Genomic DNA, 19,578 nt, shown 5'->3' with positions numbered 1-19,578 from the left:
AGGTGTCTGGAGCCACGCAGAGAATTCTTCGTATACGCCGGGACTACAACGCCTGGGTCGCGGACGAGTCCATGGAGGACTACGCCCTGCGATTCACCGCGCGCCGCTTTCGCAAGTGGAGCGAGCTGAGCGTGGCCAACACCGCCTTCGGGGCCGTGTCCTTCCTGGCGATGGAGGCCATCGGCGGCACCATCGCGCTGAACTATGGTTTCGCCAACGCGGTCACGGCGATCCTGGTGGTGGGGCTGATCATCTTCCTCACCGGCCTGCCGATCAGCTATTACGCGGCACGCTTCGGGGTCGACATGGACCTGCTGACCCGCGGCGCCGGCTTCGGCTACCTCGGCTCCACGCTGACCTCGCTGATCTACGCCAGCTTCACCTTCATCTTCTTCGCGCTGGAGGCGGCGATTCTCGCGCTGGCGCTGCAGCTGTATTTCGGGCTGCCCATGCTGTGGGCCTACCTGCTGAGCTCGCTGGTGGTGATTCCGCTGGTGGTGCGCGGCATCACGCTGATCTCGCGCCTGCAACTGTTCACGCAGCCGGTGTGGGCGCTGCTGCTGCTGTGCCCCTACCTGGCCGTGGCCTGGCGCGATCCGCACGCCTTCTCGGCCTTCACCTCCATGGCCGGGCGCATTTCCGGCGGCAGCGGCTTCGACCTGAAGATGTTCGGCGCCGCCTCGGCGGTGGCCTTCTCGCTCATCGTGCAGATCGGCGAGCAGGTCGACTACCTGCGTTTCCTGCCCGAGCCGGGCCCCTCCAACCGCAAGCGCTGGTGGGCCGCCGTGGTCCTGGCCGGCCCGGGCTGGATCCTGCCCGGCATGCTGAAGATGCTCGGAGGAGCCTTTCTCACCTACCTGGCCATGCGCAACGGCGTGGCCTGGAACCACGCCGTCGAGCCGACGCAGATGTACCTGGCCGGCTATGCCCACGTGTTCTCCTCGCCGGCCTGGGGCCTGGCCGCCGTGGCGCTGCTGGTGCTGGTGTCGCAGATCAAGATCAACGTGACCAACGCCTATGCCGGCTCGCTGGCGTGGTCGAACTTTTTCGCGCGCCTGACCCACAGCCATCCGGGGCGGGTGGTGTGGCTGGTGTTCAACGTGCTGATCGCCACGCTGCTCATGACCATGGGGGTGTTCCATGCGATCGAAGGCGTGCTCAGCCTGTACGGCAACCTGGCCATCGCCTGGGTGGGCGCGCTGGTGGCCGACCTGGTGATCAACAAGCCGCTGGGCCTGAGCCCGCCGGGAATCGAATTCAAGCGCGCCTACCTGTACGACGTGAATCCCGTGGGGCTGGGGGCGATGCTGCTGGCCGCGGCGCTCGCGGTCGGCGCGCACGCCGGCAGCTTCGGACCGGACGCGCGCGCCTTCGCGCCCTTCATCGCGCTGGCCGTGTCGCTGGCGGCGGCGCCCCTGATCGCCTGGGCCACGCGCGGGCGCTTCTATCTGGCGCGCGAGCCCGTGCCGGTGGCCCCGGCGGGCACGCTGGTGCGCTGCACGGTGTGCGAGAACGAGTTCGAGGCCGATGACATGGCGTCGTGCCCGGCCTACGGCGGCACGCCGATCTGCTCGCTGTGCTGCACGCTGGAATCGCGCTGCCACGACGCCTGCAAAAGCGGCTCGCGCGTCGACGAGCAGGCGCAGGCCCTGCTGCACGCGCTGCTGCCGCCGGCGGCGACGCGCTGGCTCGGCTTGCGGGCCTTGGCGTTCCTGGCTCTGTTCGCCTGCCTGGCGGTGATGCTGAGCGCGATCCTGGGCGTGGCCTACCTGCAGCATGCGGGCGAGCTGCGCGTGGCCGAGGATCGTGCCGCGATGGCGCAGGCCTTCGGGTTGGCTTTCGCCGTGCTGCTGCTGGTGGCCGCGGTGTTCAGCTGGTGGATCGTACTGGCCGGGGAGAGCCGGCGCATGGCGCGCGACGAGTCCAACCGCCACAACCAGTTGCTGATGCGCGAGGTGGAAGCTCACAAGCGCACCGATGCGGCGCTGCAGGCCGCGAAGGAAGCCGCCGACTCGGCCAACCAGGCGAAGACGCGCTACGTCGCCGGCATGACCCACGAGTTGCGCACGCCGCTCAACAGCATCCTCGGCTACTCGCAGATCCTGCTTAAGTCGCGCGCGCAGGACTCCGACGCGCACGAAGCCGTGCGCACCATCCACCGCAGCGCCGAGCACATGCTGGCGCTGGTCGACGGCCTGCTCGACCTGGCCCGCATCGAGGCCGGACGCCTGCGCCTGGAACAGGCGCCCCTGGAGCTGCCGGCCTTCCTGGACGAGCTCGAACGCATGGTGCGCCCGCAGGCGCAGGCCAAGGGCCTGGAGTTCGTCGTCGGCCACGTCGGGCGCATGCCGCAATGGGTGCAGGCCGATGCCAAGTGCCTGCGGCAGATCCTGATCAACCTGCTGAGCAACGCCGTGCGCTTCACCCGCCGCGGCCGCGTGAGCCTGCAGGTGGACTGCCGCCACGAGGTGCTGCGCTTCGACGTCGAGGACACCGGAATCGGCGTTGCGCCCCAGGACCTGCAGCGGATTTTCCTGCCCTTCGAGCGCGGTGCCGGGGGCCGCCAGCACAGCAGCCACGGCACCGGGCTGGGGCTGACCATCACCGGCCTGCTGGCCTCCTTGATGGGCGGCGAGCTCAGCCTGGCGCGCACCTCGGCGCAGGGCAGCGTGTTCAGCGTTCGCCTGTACCTGCCCGAGGTTCCGGGCGGGGCGCGTCCGGGCGCGGCGCCGCCGCTGGCGCACCCGGTCGGCGGCTACCTCGGGCGCCGGCGCACCCTGCTGGTGGTCGACGACCAGCCGGTGCAGCGCCAGTTGCTGGTCGGCATGCTCGCGCCGCTGGGTTTCGGGATCGTCGAGGCGGCCAGCGGCACCGAATGCCTGCAACTGCTGCAGGCCACGCCCACGGACGCGGTGCTGCTGGACATCAGCATGGACGACCTCGACGGCTGGGAGACCGTGCGGCGGCTGCGCCGGGCCGGGCATGGATTGCCCGTGGTGATGGTGTCGGCCAATATGTTCGAGAACCAGCCGGACAGGCTGAGCGAGGCCGGCTGCCAGGCCTTCGTCGGCAAGCCGGTGATCGAGTCCGAGCTGCTCTCGGTGCTGCAGCGCCTGCTCGAACTCGAGTGGGTGGACGCTTCGCCGTCGCTGCTGCACGGGGCCGAGGCTGCCGCCGAGGCTCCCGCGCTGCGCCTGCCCGGAGAGGCCCATGCGCGGGCGCTGCAGCTGCTGCGCCTGGGCCACGTGGCCGGTCTGCGCGAGCTGCTCGATCGCGTGGGGGCCGAACACCCGGATCTCGCCCCGCGCATGCAGGAATTGCGCGGACTGCTGCAACGATATGACCTCCACGGCCTGCGCCGGAGCCTCCACGATGAATGCGATGCTTGACACCTTCGCCCGGCCCGAAGCCGACGATCATCCCGTCGTCCTGGTGGTGGACGACGACCCCGACAGCGTGGCCTTGCTGTGCCGCATGCTGGAGCCGGCGGGCTACACCGTGCTGGTCGCCGGCGACGCCGACGCAGCCCTGGAGCGCCTGGACCTGGCCGTGCCCGACGCCATCCTGCTCGACGCGGTGATGCCCGGCATGTCCGGCTTCGAGCTGTGCCGGCGCATCAAGGCGCGCGCCGAGCTGGCGCACGTACCGGTGGTGTTCATGACCGGGCTGGCCGATACCGATTCACTGGTCGAGGGCTTCGCGGCCGGCGGAGTGGACTACGTGGTCAAGCCGGTGCGCGAGCCCGAGGTGCTGGCACGCCTGCGCACCCATGCACGCAACGCCCGCGCGGCGCGCCTGGCTCGCCAGGCCGTGGACCTGGCCAACCTGGGCGTGCTGCTGGTCGACCGCCAGGGGCGTGTGGCCTGGTGCTCGCCCAAGGCCGCGGCCTGGCTGGAGGGGCTCCTGCAGGGCGGTGCGCGCGTGCCCGAACAACTGTTGCGCCTGGCGGTAGGCGCCAGCGTGCGCCCCGCCGACTCCTACACGGTGCGCAACATGGGCAGCTCCGGCTTGGGCGAGACCATGTTGCTGATCGAGCCCGCGGCCGGGCCGGTGGCGCCGTCGCGCCTGGCACGGGCCGCGCTGACCGCCCGCGAGACCGAGGTCCTGTCCTGGGTGGCCAAGGGCAAGACCAACCGCGACATCGGGCAGATCCTCGGCCTGAGCCCGCGCACCGTGAACAAGCACCTGGAGCACATATTCACCAAGCTGGGTGTCGAGACGCGCGCCGCGGCGGCGGCCCTGGCCAGCCGCGACTGGGCCTGCTAGAGCGCGCGCCGCGCGCGGATCTGATCCGCCCAGCCGTCGATCATGGCCGCGAAGCGCTGGCCCTCGAAGGCTTCGAGCTCGCGTTCGCCGGCGGGGTTCAGCGCGGTCAGCGTGTAGCGCACGCTGACCCCCGTGCGCCCGGCGTCGAGGGCCGCGCATTGCACCTCGACCATGCCGGTGCGGGACGCCGGCGTGCAGCGCAGATAGCGCGAGCGGTGGCGCACGGGATCGAAGTCGGCGAGCGTCCAGATGGTCAGCTCGTCGCCCTCGCCGGTGGTGAACACCATGCCCGTCTCGGTACGTCCGTCGGCGGGATGGAGGTAGCGGGGCCGCCAGCCCGCGACCCACAGCTCCTCGCCAGCGGGGGTGAAGAAGTGGAAGGCCTGGTCGACCGGAGCATCGACGACGATGTGATGGGCGTTCGAGACGTGGCGTGGCATGCAAGCTCCCTGCAAGGGGCTCTCGGGACAGGTTCAGGGGATGAGCTGGCCCAGCTGCCACGCGGCCAGTCCGGCCAGCATGGCCGCGGAGCCCAGGTTGATGAGCCGCCGCCAGCCCGGGTCGAAGCGCCGACGCAACCAGCCCACGGCGGTGGACAGGATCAGCCACCACAGCGCCGAACCCGTCAGCACCCCGGCAACCATCGGCCAGGGCGATACCAGGCGCGCATGACCCGCCAGCGCGCCGAACACCGCCATGAAGGACAGGATCGTGGACGGATTCGACAGGGTCAGTACGAAGGTGCCCGACAGGTAGCGCAGCAGCGATCCGCCGGGGGGCGCGGCGGCCACGGCCCGGGTGGCGGGACGCGTGGCGATGCGCCACGCCAGCCACAGCAGGAAGCCGGCGCCGAACAGGCTCAGCCAGGGCTTCAGGCGCAGCAGCCAATGGATCAGCCCCGTCACGCCGAAGGCGCCGATGGCGCCATACAGCGCGTCCGCGCAGGCGGCGCCCAGGCCGGTGGCCAGCCCGGCCGCGCGGCCGTGGTCCAGGGTGCGCTGGATGGCGAGCAGGCCGATCTGCCCCACCGGCGCGGCGATCGACAGGCCGATCAGCAGCGACTGCGCGAACAGCACCCACCACGCGGACCAGGAATCGGAATTCATGGGCTCTATTTTCGAAGGGGGTGGCCTGGGCATGAATAGGAATTCCGAGGAAAATCCAAGCATCACAGTCGATTTTTCAGGAGAAATGAAGCCATGGCCGAAAACTCCCTGCAGCTGGACGCGAAGGCCTGGGCGCTGCTCAGCGCCTTGCAGCAGGACAGCCGCGCCCCGCTGAAAGCCCTGGCCGGCGCCGCAGGGCTATCCGTGCCCGCCACGGTGGACCGCCTGAAGCGCCTGAAGGACTCCGGGGTGCTGCGCTCGATGGGCGCGGAGCTCGATGCCGCGCGGGCCGGGTACCCGGTGCGCGCGATCGTCGGCATCACGGTGCAGCAGCCGGGCAAGAAGGCCTTCCTGGACAAGCTGCGCGCCGCCCCCGAGGTGCTGGAGTGCCACCACGTGGCGGGGGCCGACTCCTACCTGATGACCGTGGTGGCCCGCGATCTGGAACACCTGGAACGCTTTCTCGGCTCCGTCAACGGCTACGGAGAGACCCGCACCTCCATCGTGTTCTCCACGCCCATCGAGCGCCGCGGCCTGGTGGCGCCAGGCTTGGCGGAGCGTGTCGATTTCGCGGGGTCTGGCGCGTCGTCGTGATGGGGCCGGCGGCAAGCACCCGCCGAAAGCCCTGTCCACCACCACCACCACCAGGAATCCATCGTGAGCCGAGTCCGAGCCATCCCCGAAGGCATGCACAGCCTCACCCCCCATCTGATCTGCCGCGGCGCGGCCGAGGCCCTCGACTTCTATGTCCGGGCCTTCGGCGCCGTCGAGCTCGTACGCCTGCCCGGGCCCGACGGCAGGCTCATGCATGCCACCCTGCGCGTCGGCGACGCGAACCTGATGCTGGTCGACGAGATGCCCGAATGGGGCGCGCTGGGCCCGCTCGCCCTCGGGGGCACGCCGGTGACCCTGCATCTGTACGTCGACGACGTCGACGCCAGCTTCCAGCGGGCCGTCGCGGCCGGCGCCACCCCGAAGGTGCCGCCGGCCGACATGTTCTGGGGCGACCGCTACGGCCCAGCGAAATGACAGTTATTAGCGGGACAGGACACTGGGAGCAGGGGCGGGCCTTGTACGCGGAAATGACCGCCTTCGGCGAACGCCTGCGCGCCAGCGGCAGGCTGCTCGCGGTGGAATCGTTGCTGCCCGACCGGCACGCCGTTCGCGTGCAGCTGGAGCAGGGCCGCCCGCAGCTTCGCGACGGCCCCTTCGCCGAGACGCGGGAGATGGTGGGCGGCTTTTTCCTGCTCGAGTGCGCTGACCGCGCCGAGGCTCTGGCGCTGGCGCAGGAATGCCCGGCAGTGCGTTTCGCCAGCGTCGAGCTGCGCGAGTGCGCGCCCTGCTACCGCACCTGAGCGCGCCCCGGGAGCCCGAGCAGCATGCCGCAGGCGCCGCGAATCCGACAGGGCGCGGCCGAGGAGCCGGCCGCGAAGGGCGGGACGACGGCCGCGGAGCCCGCGCGCCGCGCCCAGCCCGCCGAGGTCCGGCAGGCGCTGGACGCGCTGTGGCGCATCGAGGCGGCGAAGATCATCGCCCAGGTGGCGCGCGTCACCCGCGACGTCGGCCTGGCCGAGGACTGCGCGCAGGACGCGCTGGTCTCCGCCATGCAGAGCTGGGCCCGCGACGGCCTGCCCGAGCGCCCCGGGGCCTGGCTGCTCACCGCGGCGCGCCGCCAGGCGCTGGACCGCCTGCGCCACCAGGCCACGGTGGCGCCGCTGCACCAGCGCATCGGCGAGGAGCGCGACCTGCACCATGCCATCGGGCAGGCCGAGTTCGCCGAGGCGGTCGATGCGGCGCTGGACGACGAGATCGGCGACGACATGCTCGCCCTGGTGTTCACCGCCGCGCACCCGCTGCTCGCGCCCGACGCGCGCGCGGCGCTGACCCTGAAGGTGGTCGGCGGCCTGTCGGTGGCCGAGATCGCCCGCGCCTACCTGCGCCCGCAACCCACCATCGCCCAGCGCATCGTGCGCGCCAAGCGCACGCTGGCCGAGGCACGCGTGCCTTACGAGATCCCCCGCGGCGCCGAACTGGCGGCGCGCTTGCCGGCGGTGCTGGAAGTGCTGTACCTGATGTTCAACGAAGGCTACGCCGCCACCGAGGGCCCGCACTGGACGCGTCCCGCGCTGTGCGAGGAGGCGCTTCGCCTGGGGCGCGTGCTCGCCGGGCTCATGCCCGCGCAGCCCGAGGTGCACGGCCTGCTGGCGCTGATGGAGCTGCAGGCCTCGCGGCTGGCGGCGCGGGTGAATGCGCAGGGCGCACCGATCCTGCTGGCCGAGCAGGACCGCGGCCGCTGGGACCGGCTGCTGATCCGCCGCGGCCTGGCCGCGCTGGAACACGCGCAGGCTCTGGGCGGGCCGCTGGGCCCCTACACGCTGCAGGCAGCCATCGCCGCCTGCCATGCCCGCGCGCCGAGCTTCGGCGACACCGACTGGCAGCGCATGGCGGCCCTGTACGACGCCCTGCTGCAGGCCGCGCCCTCGCCGGTGGTGGCGCTCAACCGCGCGGTGGTCGTGGCCATGGCCTACGGGCCGGCCGAAGGACTGGCGCTGGTCGACGGCCTGCGCGAGCTGCCCGAACTGGCGCGCTACCACCTGCTGCCCAGCGTGCGCGGCGACCTGCTGCGGCGCCTCGGCGAGCCCGCCGCCGCCCGCGCGGAATTCCTGCGCGCCGCCGCGCTGGCCGGCAACGACCGCGAACGTGCCCTGCTGCTGGCCCGCGCCGCCGAGTGCGGCGATCCGCCGGCGCCCGAAGCGGGCTGAGCGCCGCCGGCGGCGGCGAGCCGGCCCCCTGGCGCCTCAGGCGCGCAGGTTCAGCCCCGCGCCCGGCGCCGGGGCGCCCACGGCCGGGTTCGCGCCCAGTGCCTGTACGCCGGTGTAGGCGTTGAGCGCCAGCGTGACCACCATCGCGCCGAGCGCGTCGGCGCCGTGGTTCCGGTGGTTGCCGGACAGCAGCGCCAGGATGGCCAGGGCTTCCAGCGCGTCCAGCCCGTCGCGCATGGCGCCGGACATCCGCGGGCCGTGGAAGGAGGGGCTCGGCCCCGCTGCCGGGGCCGCTGCCGGAGCCTGGCCGGCGCCGGAGCTGGAGGCCGCCGGCGCGGTGCTCGGGGCCGCGAGCGGGGCAGCGGCCAGGCCGGCCGGGCCGGCAAAGGCCCCGATGGGGCCGAGGGTGCCGATGGCTGCCATGGCGGGAGCTCCTGGTGGGCATGGGGGACGGATGCCCCCAATGGTTCCACCAAATGCCCGCGATTTGCGTGGTTTTGCGGGCAATAACCCGCAGTTGACGCGCTATTGCTGGCGCATTCGAGTGCCAGCTCACGCGCCGCGGCCGCTCGGCCTCAGTTTCTCAGCGCAGGCCCTGGTTGAGCGCGCGCAACGCGGCGCCGATCTCGCCCTGGGCTTCGAGCAGGCGCGCGGTGAGTTCGGAGGCCTGTGCGCGCCGTCCCTCGTGGGCGGCGGCCAGCAGATCCCGGGCCAGCGCGTGCACCCGGGCGTGCGGCGCCTCGATGGCCTGGAAGGCCGGCAGCGCGGCGTGGGCTTCGCGGCCACGGCCGTCGTACCACTGGCCGAAGCTGCATTGGTGATGGTCCGGCACCTGGGCGGCCTGCAGCTGCGGCGGCTGGCCGTCGGCCTCGGCGAGGATCTGGATCACGAAATTGCGGTGGTCCTCCTCGGCGGAGCGCAGCAAGGCGCGGGTGGCCAGGCGCTGCATGTCCCGCACCTGGCCTTGCAGGCGGGCCACCACGGTGTCGACGGCGCCCAATTGACGCCCGGTGCTCTCGCTGGTGGTGGCGATGCGCAGGGTCTGTTCGTCGATCTGCTCGGTGTGGCCTTCGATGCTCAGGGTGGCGTCGTGCACGCGCCGGGCCAGGTTGCGCACCTCGTCGGCGACCACCGCGAAACCGCGCCCGGCCTCGCCGGCGCGCGCGGCCTCGATGGCGGCGTTGAGCGCCAGCAGGTTGGTCTGGTAGGAGATCTCGCGGATGCTCTGCACCAGGGTGGAGATCGTGCCCACCTGGCCCAGCAGGGTCTTCACCGCCTGGGAGTTGTCGGCGATGGCGTCCTTGACCACCCCGACGGCGCCGTCCACCGCCTCCATGGACTGGCTCACCTCGGTCTCGGCCTTGACCAGCGAGCCGAGGATGTCCTTGAGCCGGTCGTTGACCTCCACCGCCTCGCGGCGTGCCGAGATGTTGCGCAGGCTGGCATGCAGGCACATGGGCATGCCCTGCGGGTCGCGGATCGGCGCGATCGTGGCCGAGAACAGGAAGCTGCCCACCTCGAGCTGCGCGTGAAACTGCTCGGCCTGGCCGGCGGCCACGGCAGCCAGCCGCTCCTGCGTGCCCGGGCCCAGCAGGCGTGCCAGCTGCAGGCCCTCCAGCGCCTGGGGGTCGAAGCCCTCGCCCACGGCCTGCCGGAACATGGGGCCGAAGCGGGCCACGGTATTGCGCGCGGCGGGGTTGGCGTGGAACACGGCGAAGCCGCCGGCCGGCTCGGCCAGCAGCTCCAGGGTTTCCATGCTGAGAAAGGCCTGTTCCAGGCCGGAGCGGATCGCGCTTTCCATCGTTGCACCTCGTGGCCATGCATTGTGCGCCGATGCCTTCGGAGAGCCGCTCATCATGCGGCTCCGCGCGACCAAGCGCGATGCAACGGGGCTTGCACGCCCTGCAGGCACAACAACGACGCAAGTGGGCGCCGCTTGAGGTCTGACCCCCTCGGGGGGCGGGCCGGGCAAGGCCCGGTCCTGGGGGTACTTTTACGCCGCCGCGGGTACGCGCAGGTGGCGGATCATGTCGGCCACCATGTCCTCCAGGCCGTACTCGGGGCGCCAGCCCCAGTCGGCGCGGGCGACCGAGTCGTCGATGGAGTCGGGCCAGGCGTGGGCGATGGCCTGCCGGTAGTCGGGGGCGTAGCGCACTTCGAATCCGGGCAGGTGGCGGCGGATCGCCTCGGCGATCTGGCGCGGCGTGAAGCTCATCGCGGCGACGTTGTAGCTGCCGCGCTCGCCGATGGACCCGGCAGGCGCCTGCATCAACTCCAGGGTGGCGCGGATGGCGTCGGGCATGTACATCATCGGCAAGGCTTCGTCGGGCTCGAGGAAGCAGGTGTAGGCCTCGCCCTTGAGCGCGGCGTGGAAGATGTCCACGGCGTAGTCCGTGGTGCCGCCGCCCGGAGGCGTGGTGTAGGAGATCAGGCCCGGGTAGCGCAGGCTGCGCACGTCGACGCCGTGCTGCGCGTGGTACCAGCGGCACAGGCCCTCGCCGGCCAGCTTGGAGATGCCGTACACCGTGGTGGGTTCCATCACCGTGCGCTGCGGCGTGTGCTCGCGCGGGGTGCTGGGGCCGAAGGCGGCGATGGAGCTGGGCCAGAACACCCGCTCGATGCCGCCCTGACGCGCCAGTTCCAGCACGTTGAGCAGGCTGCTGGTGTTCAGGTTCCAGGCCCACATGGGGGCCTTCTCGCCGCTGGCCGACAGCGCCGCGGCCAGCAGGTAGATGTGGCTGATGCCGTGGCGCTCGACCACCGCGGCGAGGTCGCCGCGCGAGGTGGCGTCGAGCATTTCGTGCTGCAGTTGCGGGCGCCGGCCCACCGGCGCCAGATCGGCGGTGACGACCTGGCCCTCGCCGTGGCGCCGGGCCAGCGCCAGGCTGAGCTCGGAGCCGATCTGGCCGTTGGCGCCGATGATCAGGATCTTGGGGGTCGCGCCTTTCACGGAATCAGCTCCAGTTCCCGGCCGGCCTGCGCGAAGGCGTCCAGCGCCCGGCGCAGCGTGGGCTCGTCGTGCACCGCGCTGATCTGCACGCGAATGCGCGCCTGTCCCTGCGGCACCACCGGGTAGAAGAATCCCACCACGTACACCCCGAGCTCGAGCAGGCGGGCGGCCAGGCGCTGCGCCTTGCCGGCGTCGTAGACCATGATCGGCACGATCGGATGGGTGCCGGGCTTGATGTCGAAGCCCAGTTCCTCGATGCCCGCGCGAAACAGGCGGGTGTTGTGCTCCAGGCGGTCGCGCAGCTCGGTGCTGGCCTCCAGGATGTCCAGCACCGCGATGGAGGCGCCGACGATGGCCGGCGCCACGGTGTTGGAGAACAGGTAGGGGCGCGAGCGCTGGCGCAGCAGCGCCACCACCTCGGCGCGCGCGCTGGTGAAGCCGCCGGAAGCTCCGCCCAGCGCCTTGCCCAGCGTGCCGGTGATGATGTCCACGCGTCCGAACACCCCGCGCAGTTCGTGGGTGCCGCGCCCGCGCGTGCCCAGGAAGCCGCTGGCGTGGCATTCGTCGATGCCCAGCAGGGCGCCGAACTCGTCGCACAGGCCGCGCATCTCGTCCAGCCGGGCGACGGTGCCGTCCATCGAGAACACGCCGTCGGTGAACACCAGGACGTGGCGCGCGCCCTCGGCCCGCGCCAGCGCCAGCTGGGCGCGCAGGCTGGCCATGTCGTCGTGCGCGTAGCGCATGCGCCGCGCCTTGCTCAGGCGGATGCCGTCGATGATCGAGGCGTGGTTCAGGGTGTCGCTGATCACCGCGTCCTCGGGGCCCAGCAGGGTCTCGAACAGGCCGCCGTTGGCGTCGAAGGCGGAGCCGTAGAGGATGGTGTCCTCGGTGCCGAGAAAGGCCGAGAGCCGGCGCTCCAGGGTCTTGTGCAGGTCCTGCGTACCGCAGATGAAGCGCACCGAGCTGAGGCCGAAACCGCGGCTGCGCAGTGCCTCGTGCGCGGCCTCGATCACCCGCGGGTGCGAGGACAGGCCCAGGTAGTTGTTCGCGCACAGGTTGATGACCTCGCGCCCGTCGGCCGTGCGCACGCGCGCGCCCTGCGGCGAGGCGATGATGCGTTCTTCCTTGAACAGGCCGGCGGCGCGGACGGCGTCGAGCTCGTGGCGGATGGAGGCGTAGAAGGCGTCGGACATGGCTGGCTCGGCGGAGGCCGGATGGTAGGATTCGATCGATAAATCGAACATGTTCACCATAGCGAACATGTTGTGCACTATACAGAACGGACCGACATGGCGCAACCTACGCTCGAGAACTCCCCTGGCGCGCAAGGTGAAGGCCCGCCGGCGGTGGGGGCCGCGCTGCAGGCGCTGCGCCAGCGCCAGCGCCTGTCGCTCGACGAGCTTTCGCGCCGGGCCGGGGTGTCGAAGTCCATGCTGTCGCAGATCGAGCGCAACCTGGCCAACCCCACGGTGGCGGTGCTGTGGCGCCTGTCCAATGCCCTGGGGGTGCCGCTGGGCGAACTGCTGGCCGGTGGCGCCGCGGGGCGGCCCGAGGCCGGTATCACCCTGGTGCCGCCGCATGCGATTCCGGCGCTCAAGAGCCCCGACGGGCACTGCGACCTGCGCATCCTCGGCCCCATCGACCTGGCCGGGCGCTTCGAGTGGTACGAACTGAGCGTGGAACCCGGGGGCGTGCTCGCCTCCGAGCCGCACGAAGCCGGCACGCAGGAGCACCTGTCGGTGCTGGCCGGCGCGCTCACCGTGCGCAGCGCCGGCGAGGAGCGCCGCGTGCGCCACGGCGAGACCGCGCGCTACGCCGCCGACGTCGCGCACGCCATCAGCAACGCCGCCAAGTCCCCGGCCAGCGCGCTGCTGGTCGTGGTGCATCCGGGCTGAGCGGCCCGGAGCGGATCCGGCGTGCACGCCCGGCCGCCCCTGGGCGCGGCCGAGTCCTTCACGCCTGCAGCGACGGCGCGCGAAAGCCCCCGAACTCCGCTTCCAGCAACTGGGCCAGGCGCAGCGGCGTGCGGTCCTCCAGCCAGGGCCCGATGATCTGGATGCCGATGGGCAGCCCCTGGTCCGAGCGGCCGATGGGCATGGCGGTGGCCGGCAGGCCGGGCAGCGTGGCCAGGCCCGACCAGGCGATCTGGTCGCCGTAGGGCACGCTGCGTCCGTCGATGTCGATGCGCCGGGCCTGCATGTCCGAGTGGTCGTGGGCGAAGGCCGTCCCCGGCGACACCGGGCAGATCACGGCGTCGAAGGCGCGGAACAGCTCGCGCCACTGGGCGCGCACGCGGTTGCGTTGCTGGCTGGCGGCGATCCAGTCGCGGTGGCTGAGCACGCTGGCGCGCAGGCTGTCGGCCTCGGGCGTCGTGTCCCCGGCGGGCAGCCCGGCTGCCTTGCGCTGCATGTCGGCGTACAGGGCCTCGGGCCAGTTCGCGGCCAGGAAGGACAGCAGCAGGCGCCCGTACAGGCGTCCGGTCTCGACCAGGTCGGGCAGCAGCTCACTGCGTCGCGCCAGTGACACGCCGGCCCTGGCGAGGTGTTCGGCGAGGGCGCCGACCGCCTGCGTCACCGCGTCCGAGGTCGGCACCAGCGGGTGGCTGTCCAGCACCAGCACGCGATGCTGCTCCAGGCGCCGGTGGCGCGGCGGCGGCAGCTCGAGCCGGTAGGCCACGCCTTGGTCCCATTCGTCGGGGCCGGCGATGACGTCGAGCAGCAGTTCGAGGTCGGCGGCGCAGCGCGCCATCGGTCCGACCACCGCCAGATCGGGCGTGTCCGGCAGGGGGGGCAGGCGCGGCGGAAGGTGCCCGCGCCCGGGCACGATTCCCAGACTCGGCTTGTGCGCGTGCACGCCGCAGAAGTGCGCCGGCACGCGCAGCGAGCCGCCGATGTCCGAGCCCAGGGCCAGCGGCACGTAGCCGGCGGCGAGCGCGGCCGCCGAACCCCCGGAGGAGCCGCCGGGCGTGCGCGCCGGGTCGTGGGGGTTGTTGGTGGTGCCGTGGATCTCGTTGTAGCTCTGCCAGTCGCCCAGCCCCAGCGGCACGTTGGTCTTGCCCAGGACCACCGCCCCGGCGGCCTTGGCCCGCGCCACGGCCAGTGCCACGGCCAGTGCGTCCTGCGCGGCCGTGAAGTCCCGGTGCTGCGGGAACCCCCAGGTGGTCGGCAGGCCCGCCACGTTGAAGGATTCCTTGACCAGCAGGGGCACGCCCAGCAGCGGTCGCCGCTCGCCCCTGGCCAGCGCACGGTCGGCTTCGCGGGCGGCGTCGCGTGCCCGGGCGAAGTCGCGCACGCACACCGCGTTCAGCAGCGGCTCGTAGCGCTCGATGCGCGCGATCGCCGCCTCGGTGAGTTCGGCCGCCGACACCTGCGCCGCGCTCAGCGCCGCGCACAGCTGTCCCACGCTCCGGTAGGCATCGTCCGTCCTGTCCATCCCAGCTCCCCGAGGTTTCGGCGGTCCTCCGCACGCCGGATGCGCGGGCGGACCCCTGCGCATTCTCGCGCGCGAGCGCCTCGCCGCGCGGCCCTGGTGCGCGGCCGTCGGCCGCGCCCGGCGCCGGGCCTAAGATGCGATTCCCCTTGGTCCCCCCATCCCGTTCGCTGCCCGTGCGCCCCTTTTCCGTGCTCGACGCCCTGCGCAGCTATTTCGGGCTCGCCGCCTTCGGGGTCATGGGCCTGGCGTGGACTCCGCCGGCCCTGCTGCTCGGCGCCGTGCTGCCGGCGCCGGCCGCGCGCGCCGCGGGGCGCGCGGTGATCCGCCGGGGCTTCCGCGCCTACCTGGGGCTGCTGCGCCGCATCGGCGCCTGCCGCTTCGAACTTTCCGCGCTGGACGCCCTGCGCGGGCAGGGGCCGATGATCGTGGCCCCCAACCACCCCTCGCTGATCGACGCCGTGCTGCTGCTGTCGCGCCTGGACGGGCCGGCCTGCGTGATGAAGGCCGGGTTGCTGGGCAGTCCCGTGCTGGGCGCCGGCGCGCGCCTGGCCGGCTACATCCCCAATGACGACCTGCGGCGCATGATCGGGCTGGCCGTGGCTGAGTTGCGCGAGGGCCGCAGCCTGCTGCTGTTCCCCGAGGGCACGCGCAGCAGCGAGCGGCCCATCGGGCCCATCCGCGGCATGGTCGGGCTGATCGCCCGGCAGGCCGGGGTTCCGGTGCAGACGGTGCTGATCGAGGCCGACTCCTCCTTCCTGGGCAAGCGCTGGGGCCTGCGCCAGGTGCCGCGCCTGCCCATCCGCTATCGTGTGCGCCTGGGCCGGCGTTTCGAGCCGCCGCGCAACGCCCAGGACTTCGTGCAGGAACTGGATGCCTATTTCCGCGAGGCCCTGGGCGCAGCCGCCGCTGAAGCCGCGCCGCCCGAGCCCTCGTCCCGCCCCTGAACCGCATGCCCGAGCTTTCCTACGATCCCGCCGCCGGGCCTCGCCCGAGCCGCACCCACCTGGTGCTCATCCCCAGCTACAACCCCGGCCCGGCGGTGTTCGAAACCGTGCGCGCGGCCCGCGCGGCCTGGGCCCCGGTGTGGGTGGTGGTCGACGGCAGCACCGACGGCAGCGCCGAGGGCCTGGCCGAATGGGCCCGCGCCGACCCCCAGTTGCGCCTGATCGTGCTGGCGCGCAACCAGGGCAAGGGCGCCGCGGTGCTGGCCGGGCTGGATGCGGCGCGGGCGGCCGGCTTCACCCATGCCCTGACCATGGACTCGGACGGCCAGCACCCGGCCGCGTGCATCGCCGCCTTCATGCAGACTTCGCTGAGCCGACCGGAGGCGATGATCCTGGGCAACCCGGTGTTCGCGCAGGATGCGCCGCGCCTGCGCGTGCAGGGGCGCAAGGTGTCCAACGCCTGGGCGCGCCTGGAGACCCTGGGCGCCGGCATCGGCGACTCGCTGTACGGCTTTCGCGTCTACCCCATCGAGCCGCTGCGCGCGGCGATGCGGCGCCAGCGCTGGATGCGCCGCTTCGACTTCGATCCCGAGGCGGTGGTGCGCCTGAGCTGGGCCGGCGTGCCCGCCGTGAACCTGCCGGCGCCGGTGCGCTACCTGCGCGCCGACGAAGGCGGCGTCTCGCACTTCCGCTATCTGCGGGACAACACCCTGCTCAGCTGGATGCACCTGCGCCTGGTGCTGGGCTTCGTGCCGCGCCTGCCGCTGCTGCTGTGGCGCTGGCTGCTCAGATCATCCCGCCGTTGATCGAGATCACCTGGCCGGTGATGTAGCCCGCCTGCTCCGAGGCCAGGTAGGCCACCAGATCGGCCACCTCCTCGGGCCGGCCCGCGCGCCGGGCGGGCACCAGGCGCGCGATGGCCTCGTCGTCGAAGGCGCCTTCGCTCATCGGCGTGGCGATGATGCCCGGCGCCACCGCGTTGACCGTGATGCCGCGGCTGGCCACTTCCAGGGCCAGCGAGCGGGTGGCCGCGTGCAGCGCGCCCTTGGCCGCCGCGTAGTTCACCTGGCCGCGGTTGCCGGCGATGGCCGCCACCGAGGTGATGCTGATCACGCGCCCCCAGCGGCTGCGGATCATCGGCAGCATCAGCGGCTGGGTGACGCGGTAGAAGCCGTTGACGCTGACGTCCATCACGCCTTCCCACTGGCGCGCGCTCATGCCGGGGAACACGGCGTCGTCGTGCACCCCGGCGTTGTTCACCAGCACCTGCACCGGCGCCTGCTCGAGCAGCGCGGCCACGGCTGCCGCGGTGGCCTCGGCGTCGCGCAGGTCGAAGGCCACGGCCTGCGCCTCGTGGCCCTGCTCGCGCAGGCGCGCGGCCAGCGCCTGCGCCTGCTCCAGCCGGGTGTTGGCGTGCACGATCAGCTGCAGGCCCGCGCGCGCCAGCGCGGTGCAGATGGCGGCCCCGATGGCGCCGCTGCCGCCGGTGACCAGGGCGCGGCGCGGGCCGCGGTAACGTTCGGTGCCGGCAGGGTTCATGGAAAGTTCGGGGGCTGGGAATCGGGCGCGGCGCCGAGCAGGACCGAGGCGCGGCCCTGCAACAACAGGCGCCCGGCGGCGCGCAGGCTGAAGCCGTACAGGATCAGGTCTTCGCCCGCCTGCAGGCGCTCGGCGCGCACCTCCAGCGGGGCCTCGATGTCGTCCAGGCGCTGCACGTGCAGTTCGACCCGGCGCGCGCTGACCAGCATGCCGGCGCGCACGCCGCCCGGCGCCAGCAGCGCGCCGTGCACGGCCATGGCCTGCGCCGCGTACTCGATGCCGCAGGCCGCGCCCAGGCGGCCGAACTGGCGCAGCGGATGGTCGGGCCTGCGCTGGTTGTCGGCGCTGCACAGCACCTGCGAATCATCCCAGGCGAGCACGCCCTCGAGCAGGCACATGGCTCCGGCGTGGGGCAGGCGCGCGGCGATCCAGGCGCGGTCGAACAAGGCCGCCGGGGCGCCGCAGGGGGCGGGCGGTCTCAGCATGGCTCCAACTCCAGCGCCAGGTTGCGGCCGGGCTGCTGCTCCAGCACCAGGCGGCCCGCCTCGGCGCGCGCCAGGCGCTGCAGCAGGCTCAGCGAGCGCGCGGTCGGGATGCTCCGGCGCAGCGCCTCGAGCGCCGGCTGCGCCAGCGTGTGCGCGGCATCCTCGGTGAAGGCCGCGGCCGGGTCCACGCGCAGGCAGGCCTGGGCGGAGGCTGCGCGCCGCGGCGACAACAGCAGCGCCACGCCGTAGCCGTCGGCGATGGGCCTGGCGCTGCGCAGGGGTTCCGGGTATTCGGTGTCGCAGGCCAGCAGCAGCACGTCCTCGCCGCTGGTGCCCAGTTGCACCAGGGCTTCCAGCAGGCCGGCCGCGAAACTGCCGTCCTGCGGCGCGCACAGCACGGCCGAAGGCGCCATCGAACCGGTGGCGATGCCCCAGTAGCCGGAAGCGGCGTTGTGCACCGAGTTGTGGAAGCGGGTGGGGGAGATCAGCCGGTCCTGCGAGGCCAGGGCTTCGCACAGCGCATGGCAGTTCGAGGCGTCGCCGCTGGAGGCGGCGAACACCGTGCGCAGATCGGCCGACGCGCGAGCGGCCATGGCCAGCGCCTCGCCCCCACTGGCCAGCGCCAGCCTGACCGCCGCGGTCGCGCGGCGCCGTTCCGCCGGCGGCAGGCCCTGCGGCGGGGGGAATCCGGTGCGCGCCGGCTGGTAGGCGCTGTCGCCGCGCAGCACCGCGGCGGCCGTGGGCCAGTCGGGCAGCCCCGGCCCGAGCAGCCCGATGCCGGCCACCCAGGCGCGCAGGGCTTGGGGCGGGACCGCGCTCATCGTCGATCTCCCCCGAGCGCCATCCAGGCGTCGGCACGCCCCAGCACCAGCGAGCAATTGGTGCCGCCGAAGCCGAAGGAGTTGCTCATCGCGAAGCCGGCTGCGCAGGTGCTGGAGTGCAGCTGGTAGCGCAGGCGCTGCGGCCCGGCGATGGCCGCGTCCGCCTCGCGCGTGCCCGGGCTGGCGGGCACGAAGCCCTCGCGCAACGCCAGCAGGCAGATCACGGCTTCCAGGCCCCCGGCGGCGCCCAGCGTGTGGCCGGTGGCGCCCTTGGTGGAATTGCACACCGTGGCGTCGCCGAACAGCGCGCTCACGGCGCGGCTCTCGGCGGCGTCGTTGCTGGGCGTGGCGGTGCCGTGCAGGTTGATGTAGCCGATGTCCCCGGCCTGCATGCGCGCCTGGCGTAGCGCCTCCTGCATGGCCAGGCGTGCGCCCAGGCCTTCCGGATGGGGCGAGGACATGTGATAGGCGTCGCTGGACTCGCCGCAACCCAGCAGCAGCACGTCGTCGGCGGCGGGCCGGGCCGGCGCCCGCTCCAGCAGCACGAAGGCGCCCGCCTCGCCCAGCGACAGACCCTTGCGCTCGGCGTCGTAGGGGCGGCAGGGCTGCGGCGACAACAGTTCCAGCGCATGGAAGCCGTAGAGCGTGGTCAGGCACAGGGAGTCGACGCCGCCCACCACCGCGCAGTCCACCAGCCCGGCGGCGATCATGCGCTGCGCCGTCGCGAACACCTTGGCGCTGGACGAGCAGGCCGCGGAAATGACCTGGGCCGGGCCCTGCAGCCGCAGGCGACGCGCCACGAAATCGGCCAGCGAGGCGTTGCTCTGCGTGCCCTCGTAGTGGAAATCGGCCGGCAGCGCGCCCTGCGCGTCGCGCCGCCGGTAGGCCTGTTCGGTCTGCAGGATGCCCGAGGTGCTGGTGCCCACGAACACCCCGACGCGCGCCGCGCCGTGGCGCGCCGCGGCCTGTTCCACCGCCTGCGCGAAGCCGTCCTGGCGCAGCGCGAGCTCGGCCAGCCGGTTGTTGCGGCAGTCGAAGCGGCCGAGGCCGGGCACCGGCCCGTGCTCCAGGTCGACGGCGTCCACGCCCTGCACCTCGCCGATCCAGGTGGGCAGATCGGCGAGCTCGAAATCGCAGGGCTTGAGCCCGCTGCGTCCGGCGCGCAGCGCCGCCGCCTGCGCGGCCAGCCCGTGGCCCAGGCAACTGGCCGCGGTGGCGTGGGACAGGCGCAGGGGCGGGAGCGTGGGGGCGGAGCGATCCATGATGTCCTGGT

Annotated in this window: 19 protein-coding genes and 2 pseudogenes; 9 read left to right on the top strand and 12 right to left on the bottom strand. The window is 72.8% G+C overall.

Features of this window, described 5'->3' with window-relative positions:
• The first annotated feature begins 71 nt into the window (after positions 1-71).
• Both D466_RS0101550 and D466_RS0101545 read left to right on the top strand, forming a co-directional pair.
• Positions 72-3,389 (top strand): ATP-binding protein, encoded by a 3,318-nt coding sequence (locus D466_RS0101550; protein WP_018911931.1) that lies wholly within the window; start codon positions 72-74, stop codon positions 3,387-3,389.
• On the top strand, positions 3,382-4,266 hold the full coding sequence (locus D466_RS0101545; protein WP_026284768.1) for a DNA-binding response regulator: 885 nt from the start codon (positions 3,382-3,384) through the stop codon (positions 4,264-4,266). The genes D466_RS0101550 and D466_RS0101545 overlap by 8 nt, the downstream gene beginning before the upstream one ends.
• On the opposite strand, the gene D466_RS0101540 is transcribed toward D466_RS0101545, so the two are convergent.
• Positions 4,263-4,706, bottom strand: a complete 444-nt coding sequence (locus tag D466_RS0101540; RefSeq protein WP_018911929.1) for an SRPBCC family protein — start codon at positions 4,704-4,706, stop codon at positions 4,263-4,265. The two genes, D466_RS0101545 and D466_RS0101540, sit on opposite strands and share 4 nt — an antisense overlap.
• 33 nt (positions 4,707-4,739) lie before the next feature.
• Entirely contained in the window at positions 4,740-5,372 is a 633-nt protein-coding gene (locus tag D466_RS0101535) for a LysE/ArgO family amino acid transporter (RefSeq protein WP_018911928.1), read from the bottom strand.
• 93 nt (positions 5,373-5,465) lie between these two features.
• Between D466_RS0101535 and D466_RS0101530 the strand changes: the two genes are divergently transcribed.
• The 4 genes and pseudogenes from D466_RS0101530 to D466_RS0101515 all read left to right on the top strand — a co-directional run bounded on the left by D466_RS0101530 (position 5,466) and on the right by D466_RS0101515 (position 8,134).
• On the top strand, positions 5,466-5,966 hold the full coding sequence (locus D466_RS0101530) for an Lrp/AsnC family transcriptional regulator (protein ID WP_018911927.1): 501 nt from the start codon (positions 5,466-5,468) through the stop codon (positions 5,964-5,966).
• Between the two features lie 93 nt (positions 5,967-6,059).
• Positions 6,060-6,389: pseudogene (locus D466_RS20205) on the top strand (VOC family protein); the annotation flags it as partial.
• An 8-nt stretch (positions 6,390-6,397) separates the two neighbouring features.
• A complete protein-coding gene (locus D466_RS0101520; RefSeq protein ID WP_038164716.1) occupies positions 6,398-6,727 on the top strand; it encodes a YciI family protein in 330 nt (109 codons plus the stop codon).
• A gap of 24 nt (positions 6,728-6,751) precedes the next feature.
• Positions 6,752-8,134 (top strand): RNA polymerase sigma factor, encoded by a 1,383-nt coding sequence (locus D466_RS0101515; protein ID WP_018911924.1) that lies wholly within the window; start codon positions 6,752-6,754, stop codon positions 8,132-8,134.
• Positions 8,135-8,170: 36 nt separating this feature from the next.
• Here the strand turns inward: D466_RS0101515 and D466_RS0101510 are convergent, their stop codons facing one another.
• The 5 genes and pseudogenes from D466_RS0101510 to kbl form a co-directional block, all read right to left on the bottom strand.
• A complete protein-coding gene (locus D466_RS0101510) occupies positions 8,171-8,557 on the bottom strand; it encodes a hypothetical protein (RefSeq protein ID WP_018911923.1) in 387 nt (128 codons plus the stop codon).
• 160 nt (positions 8,558-8,717) lie between these two features.
• Complete coding sequence (locus tag D466_RS25075) at positions 8,718-9,083, bottom strand: CZB domain-containing protein (protein WP_231385651.1); 366 nt, start codon at positions 9,081-9,083, stop codon at positions 8,718-8,720.
• A gap of 81 nt (positions 9,084-9,164) precedes the next feature.
• Positions 9,165-9,470: pseudogene (locus D466_RS25070) on the bottom strand (methyl-accepting chemotaxis protein); the annotation flags it as partial.
• 657 nt (positions 9,471-10,127) lie between these two features.
• Positions 10,128-11,084 carry an NAD-dependent epimerase/dehydratase family protein gene (locus D466_RS0101500; protein WP_018911921.1) on the bottom strand — a complete coding sequence of 319 codons (957 nt, stop codon included), beginning with the start codon at positions 11,082-11,084 and terminating at the stop codon, positions 10,128-10,130.
• On the bottom strand, positions 11,081-12,277 hold the full coding sequence (gene kbl, locus D466_RS0101495) for a glycine C-acetyltransferase (RefSeq protein ID WP_026284767.1): 1,197 nt from the start codon (positions 12,275-12,277) through the stop codon (positions 11,081-11,083). Before kbl ends, D466_RS0101500 begins: the two co-directional genes overlap by 4 nt.
• A 96-nt stretch (positions 12,278-12,373) precedes the next feature.
• Between kbl and D466_RS0101490 the strand changes: the two genes are divergently transcribed.
• Positions 12,374-12,979, top strand: a complete 606-nt coding sequence (locus D466_RS0101490; protein ID WP_026284766.1) for a helix-turn-helix domain-containing protein — start codon at positions 12,374-12,376, stop codon at positions 12,977-12,979.
• Between the two features lie 58 nt (positions 12,980-13,037).
• Here D466_RS0101490 and D466_RS0101485 read toward each other — a convergent pair whose 3' ends face one another.
• Positions 13,038-14,516 carry an amidase gene (locus D466_RS0101485; RefSeq protein ID WP_018911918.1) on the bottom strand — a complete coding sequence of 493 codons (1,479 nt, stop codon included), beginning with the start codon at positions 14,514-14,516 and terminating at the stop codon, positions 13,038-13,040.
• Between the two features lie 173 nt (positions 14,517-14,689).
• On the opposite strand from D466_RS0101485, the gene D466_RS0101480 reads away from it, so the two are divergent.
• A complete protein-coding gene (locus D466_RS0101480) occupies positions 14,690-15,460 on the top strand; it encodes a 1-acyl-sn-glycerol-3-phosphate acyltransferase (RefSeq protein ID WP_018911917.1) in 771 nt (256 codons plus the stop codon).
• 5 nt (positions 15,461-15,465) lie between these two features.
• Positions 15,466-16,266, top strand: coding sequence for a glycosyltransferase family 2 protein (locus tag D466_RS0101475; protein WP_018911916.1), 801 nt, complete (start codon positions 15,466-15,468; stop codon positions 16,264-16,266).
• Here D466_RS0101475 and fabG read toward each other — a convergent pair.
• From fabG to D466_RS0101455, 4 genes are read right to left on the bottom strand one after another with little or no spacing between them, the layout of a single operon-like run.
• Positions 16,247-16,999, bottom strand: a complete 753-nt coding sequence (fabG, locus tag D466_RS0101470; RefSeq protein WP_018911915.1) for a 3-oxoacyl-ACP reductase FabG — start codon at positions 16,997-16,999, stop codon at positions 16,247-16,249. The genes D466_RS0101475 and fabG overlap by 20 nt on opposite strands.
• Positions 16,996-17,484: a hypothetical protein gene (locus D466_RS0101465; RefSeq protein ID WP_018911914.1), complete on the bottom strand. Its 489-nt coding sequence runs from the start codon at positions 17,482-17,484 to the stop codon at positions 16,996-16,998. The genes fabG and D466_RS0101465 overlap by 4 nt, the downstream gene beginning before the upstream one ends.
• A complete protein-coding gene (locus tag D466_RS0101460) occupies positions 17,478-18,305 on the bottom strand; it encodes a beta-ketoacyl synthase chain length factor (RefSeq protein ID WP_018911913.1) in 828 nt (275 codons plus the stop codon). Before D466_RS0101460 ends, D466_RS0101465 begins: the two co-directional genes overlap by 7 nt.
• A complete protein-coding gene (locus D466_RS0101455; protein WP_018911912.1) occupies positions 18,302-19,567 on the bottom strand; it encodes a beta-ketoacyl-[acyl-carrier-protein] synthase family protein in 1,266 nt (421 codons plus the stop codon). Before D466_RS0101455 ends, D466_RS0101460 begins: the two co-directional genes overlap by 4 nt.
• Between the last annotated feature and the right edge of the window lie 11 nt (positions 19,568-19,578).

The sequence above is a fragment of the Thiomonas sp. FB-6 genome (genome assembly GCF_000377645.1).
Lineage (GTDB): Bacteria > Pseudomonadota > Gammaproteobacteria > Burkholderiales > Burkholderiaceae_C > Thiomonas_A.
The sequence above is the reverse complement of the archived record's forward strand: the minus strand, read 5'-3'. Positions and strand labels throughout refer to the sequence as shown.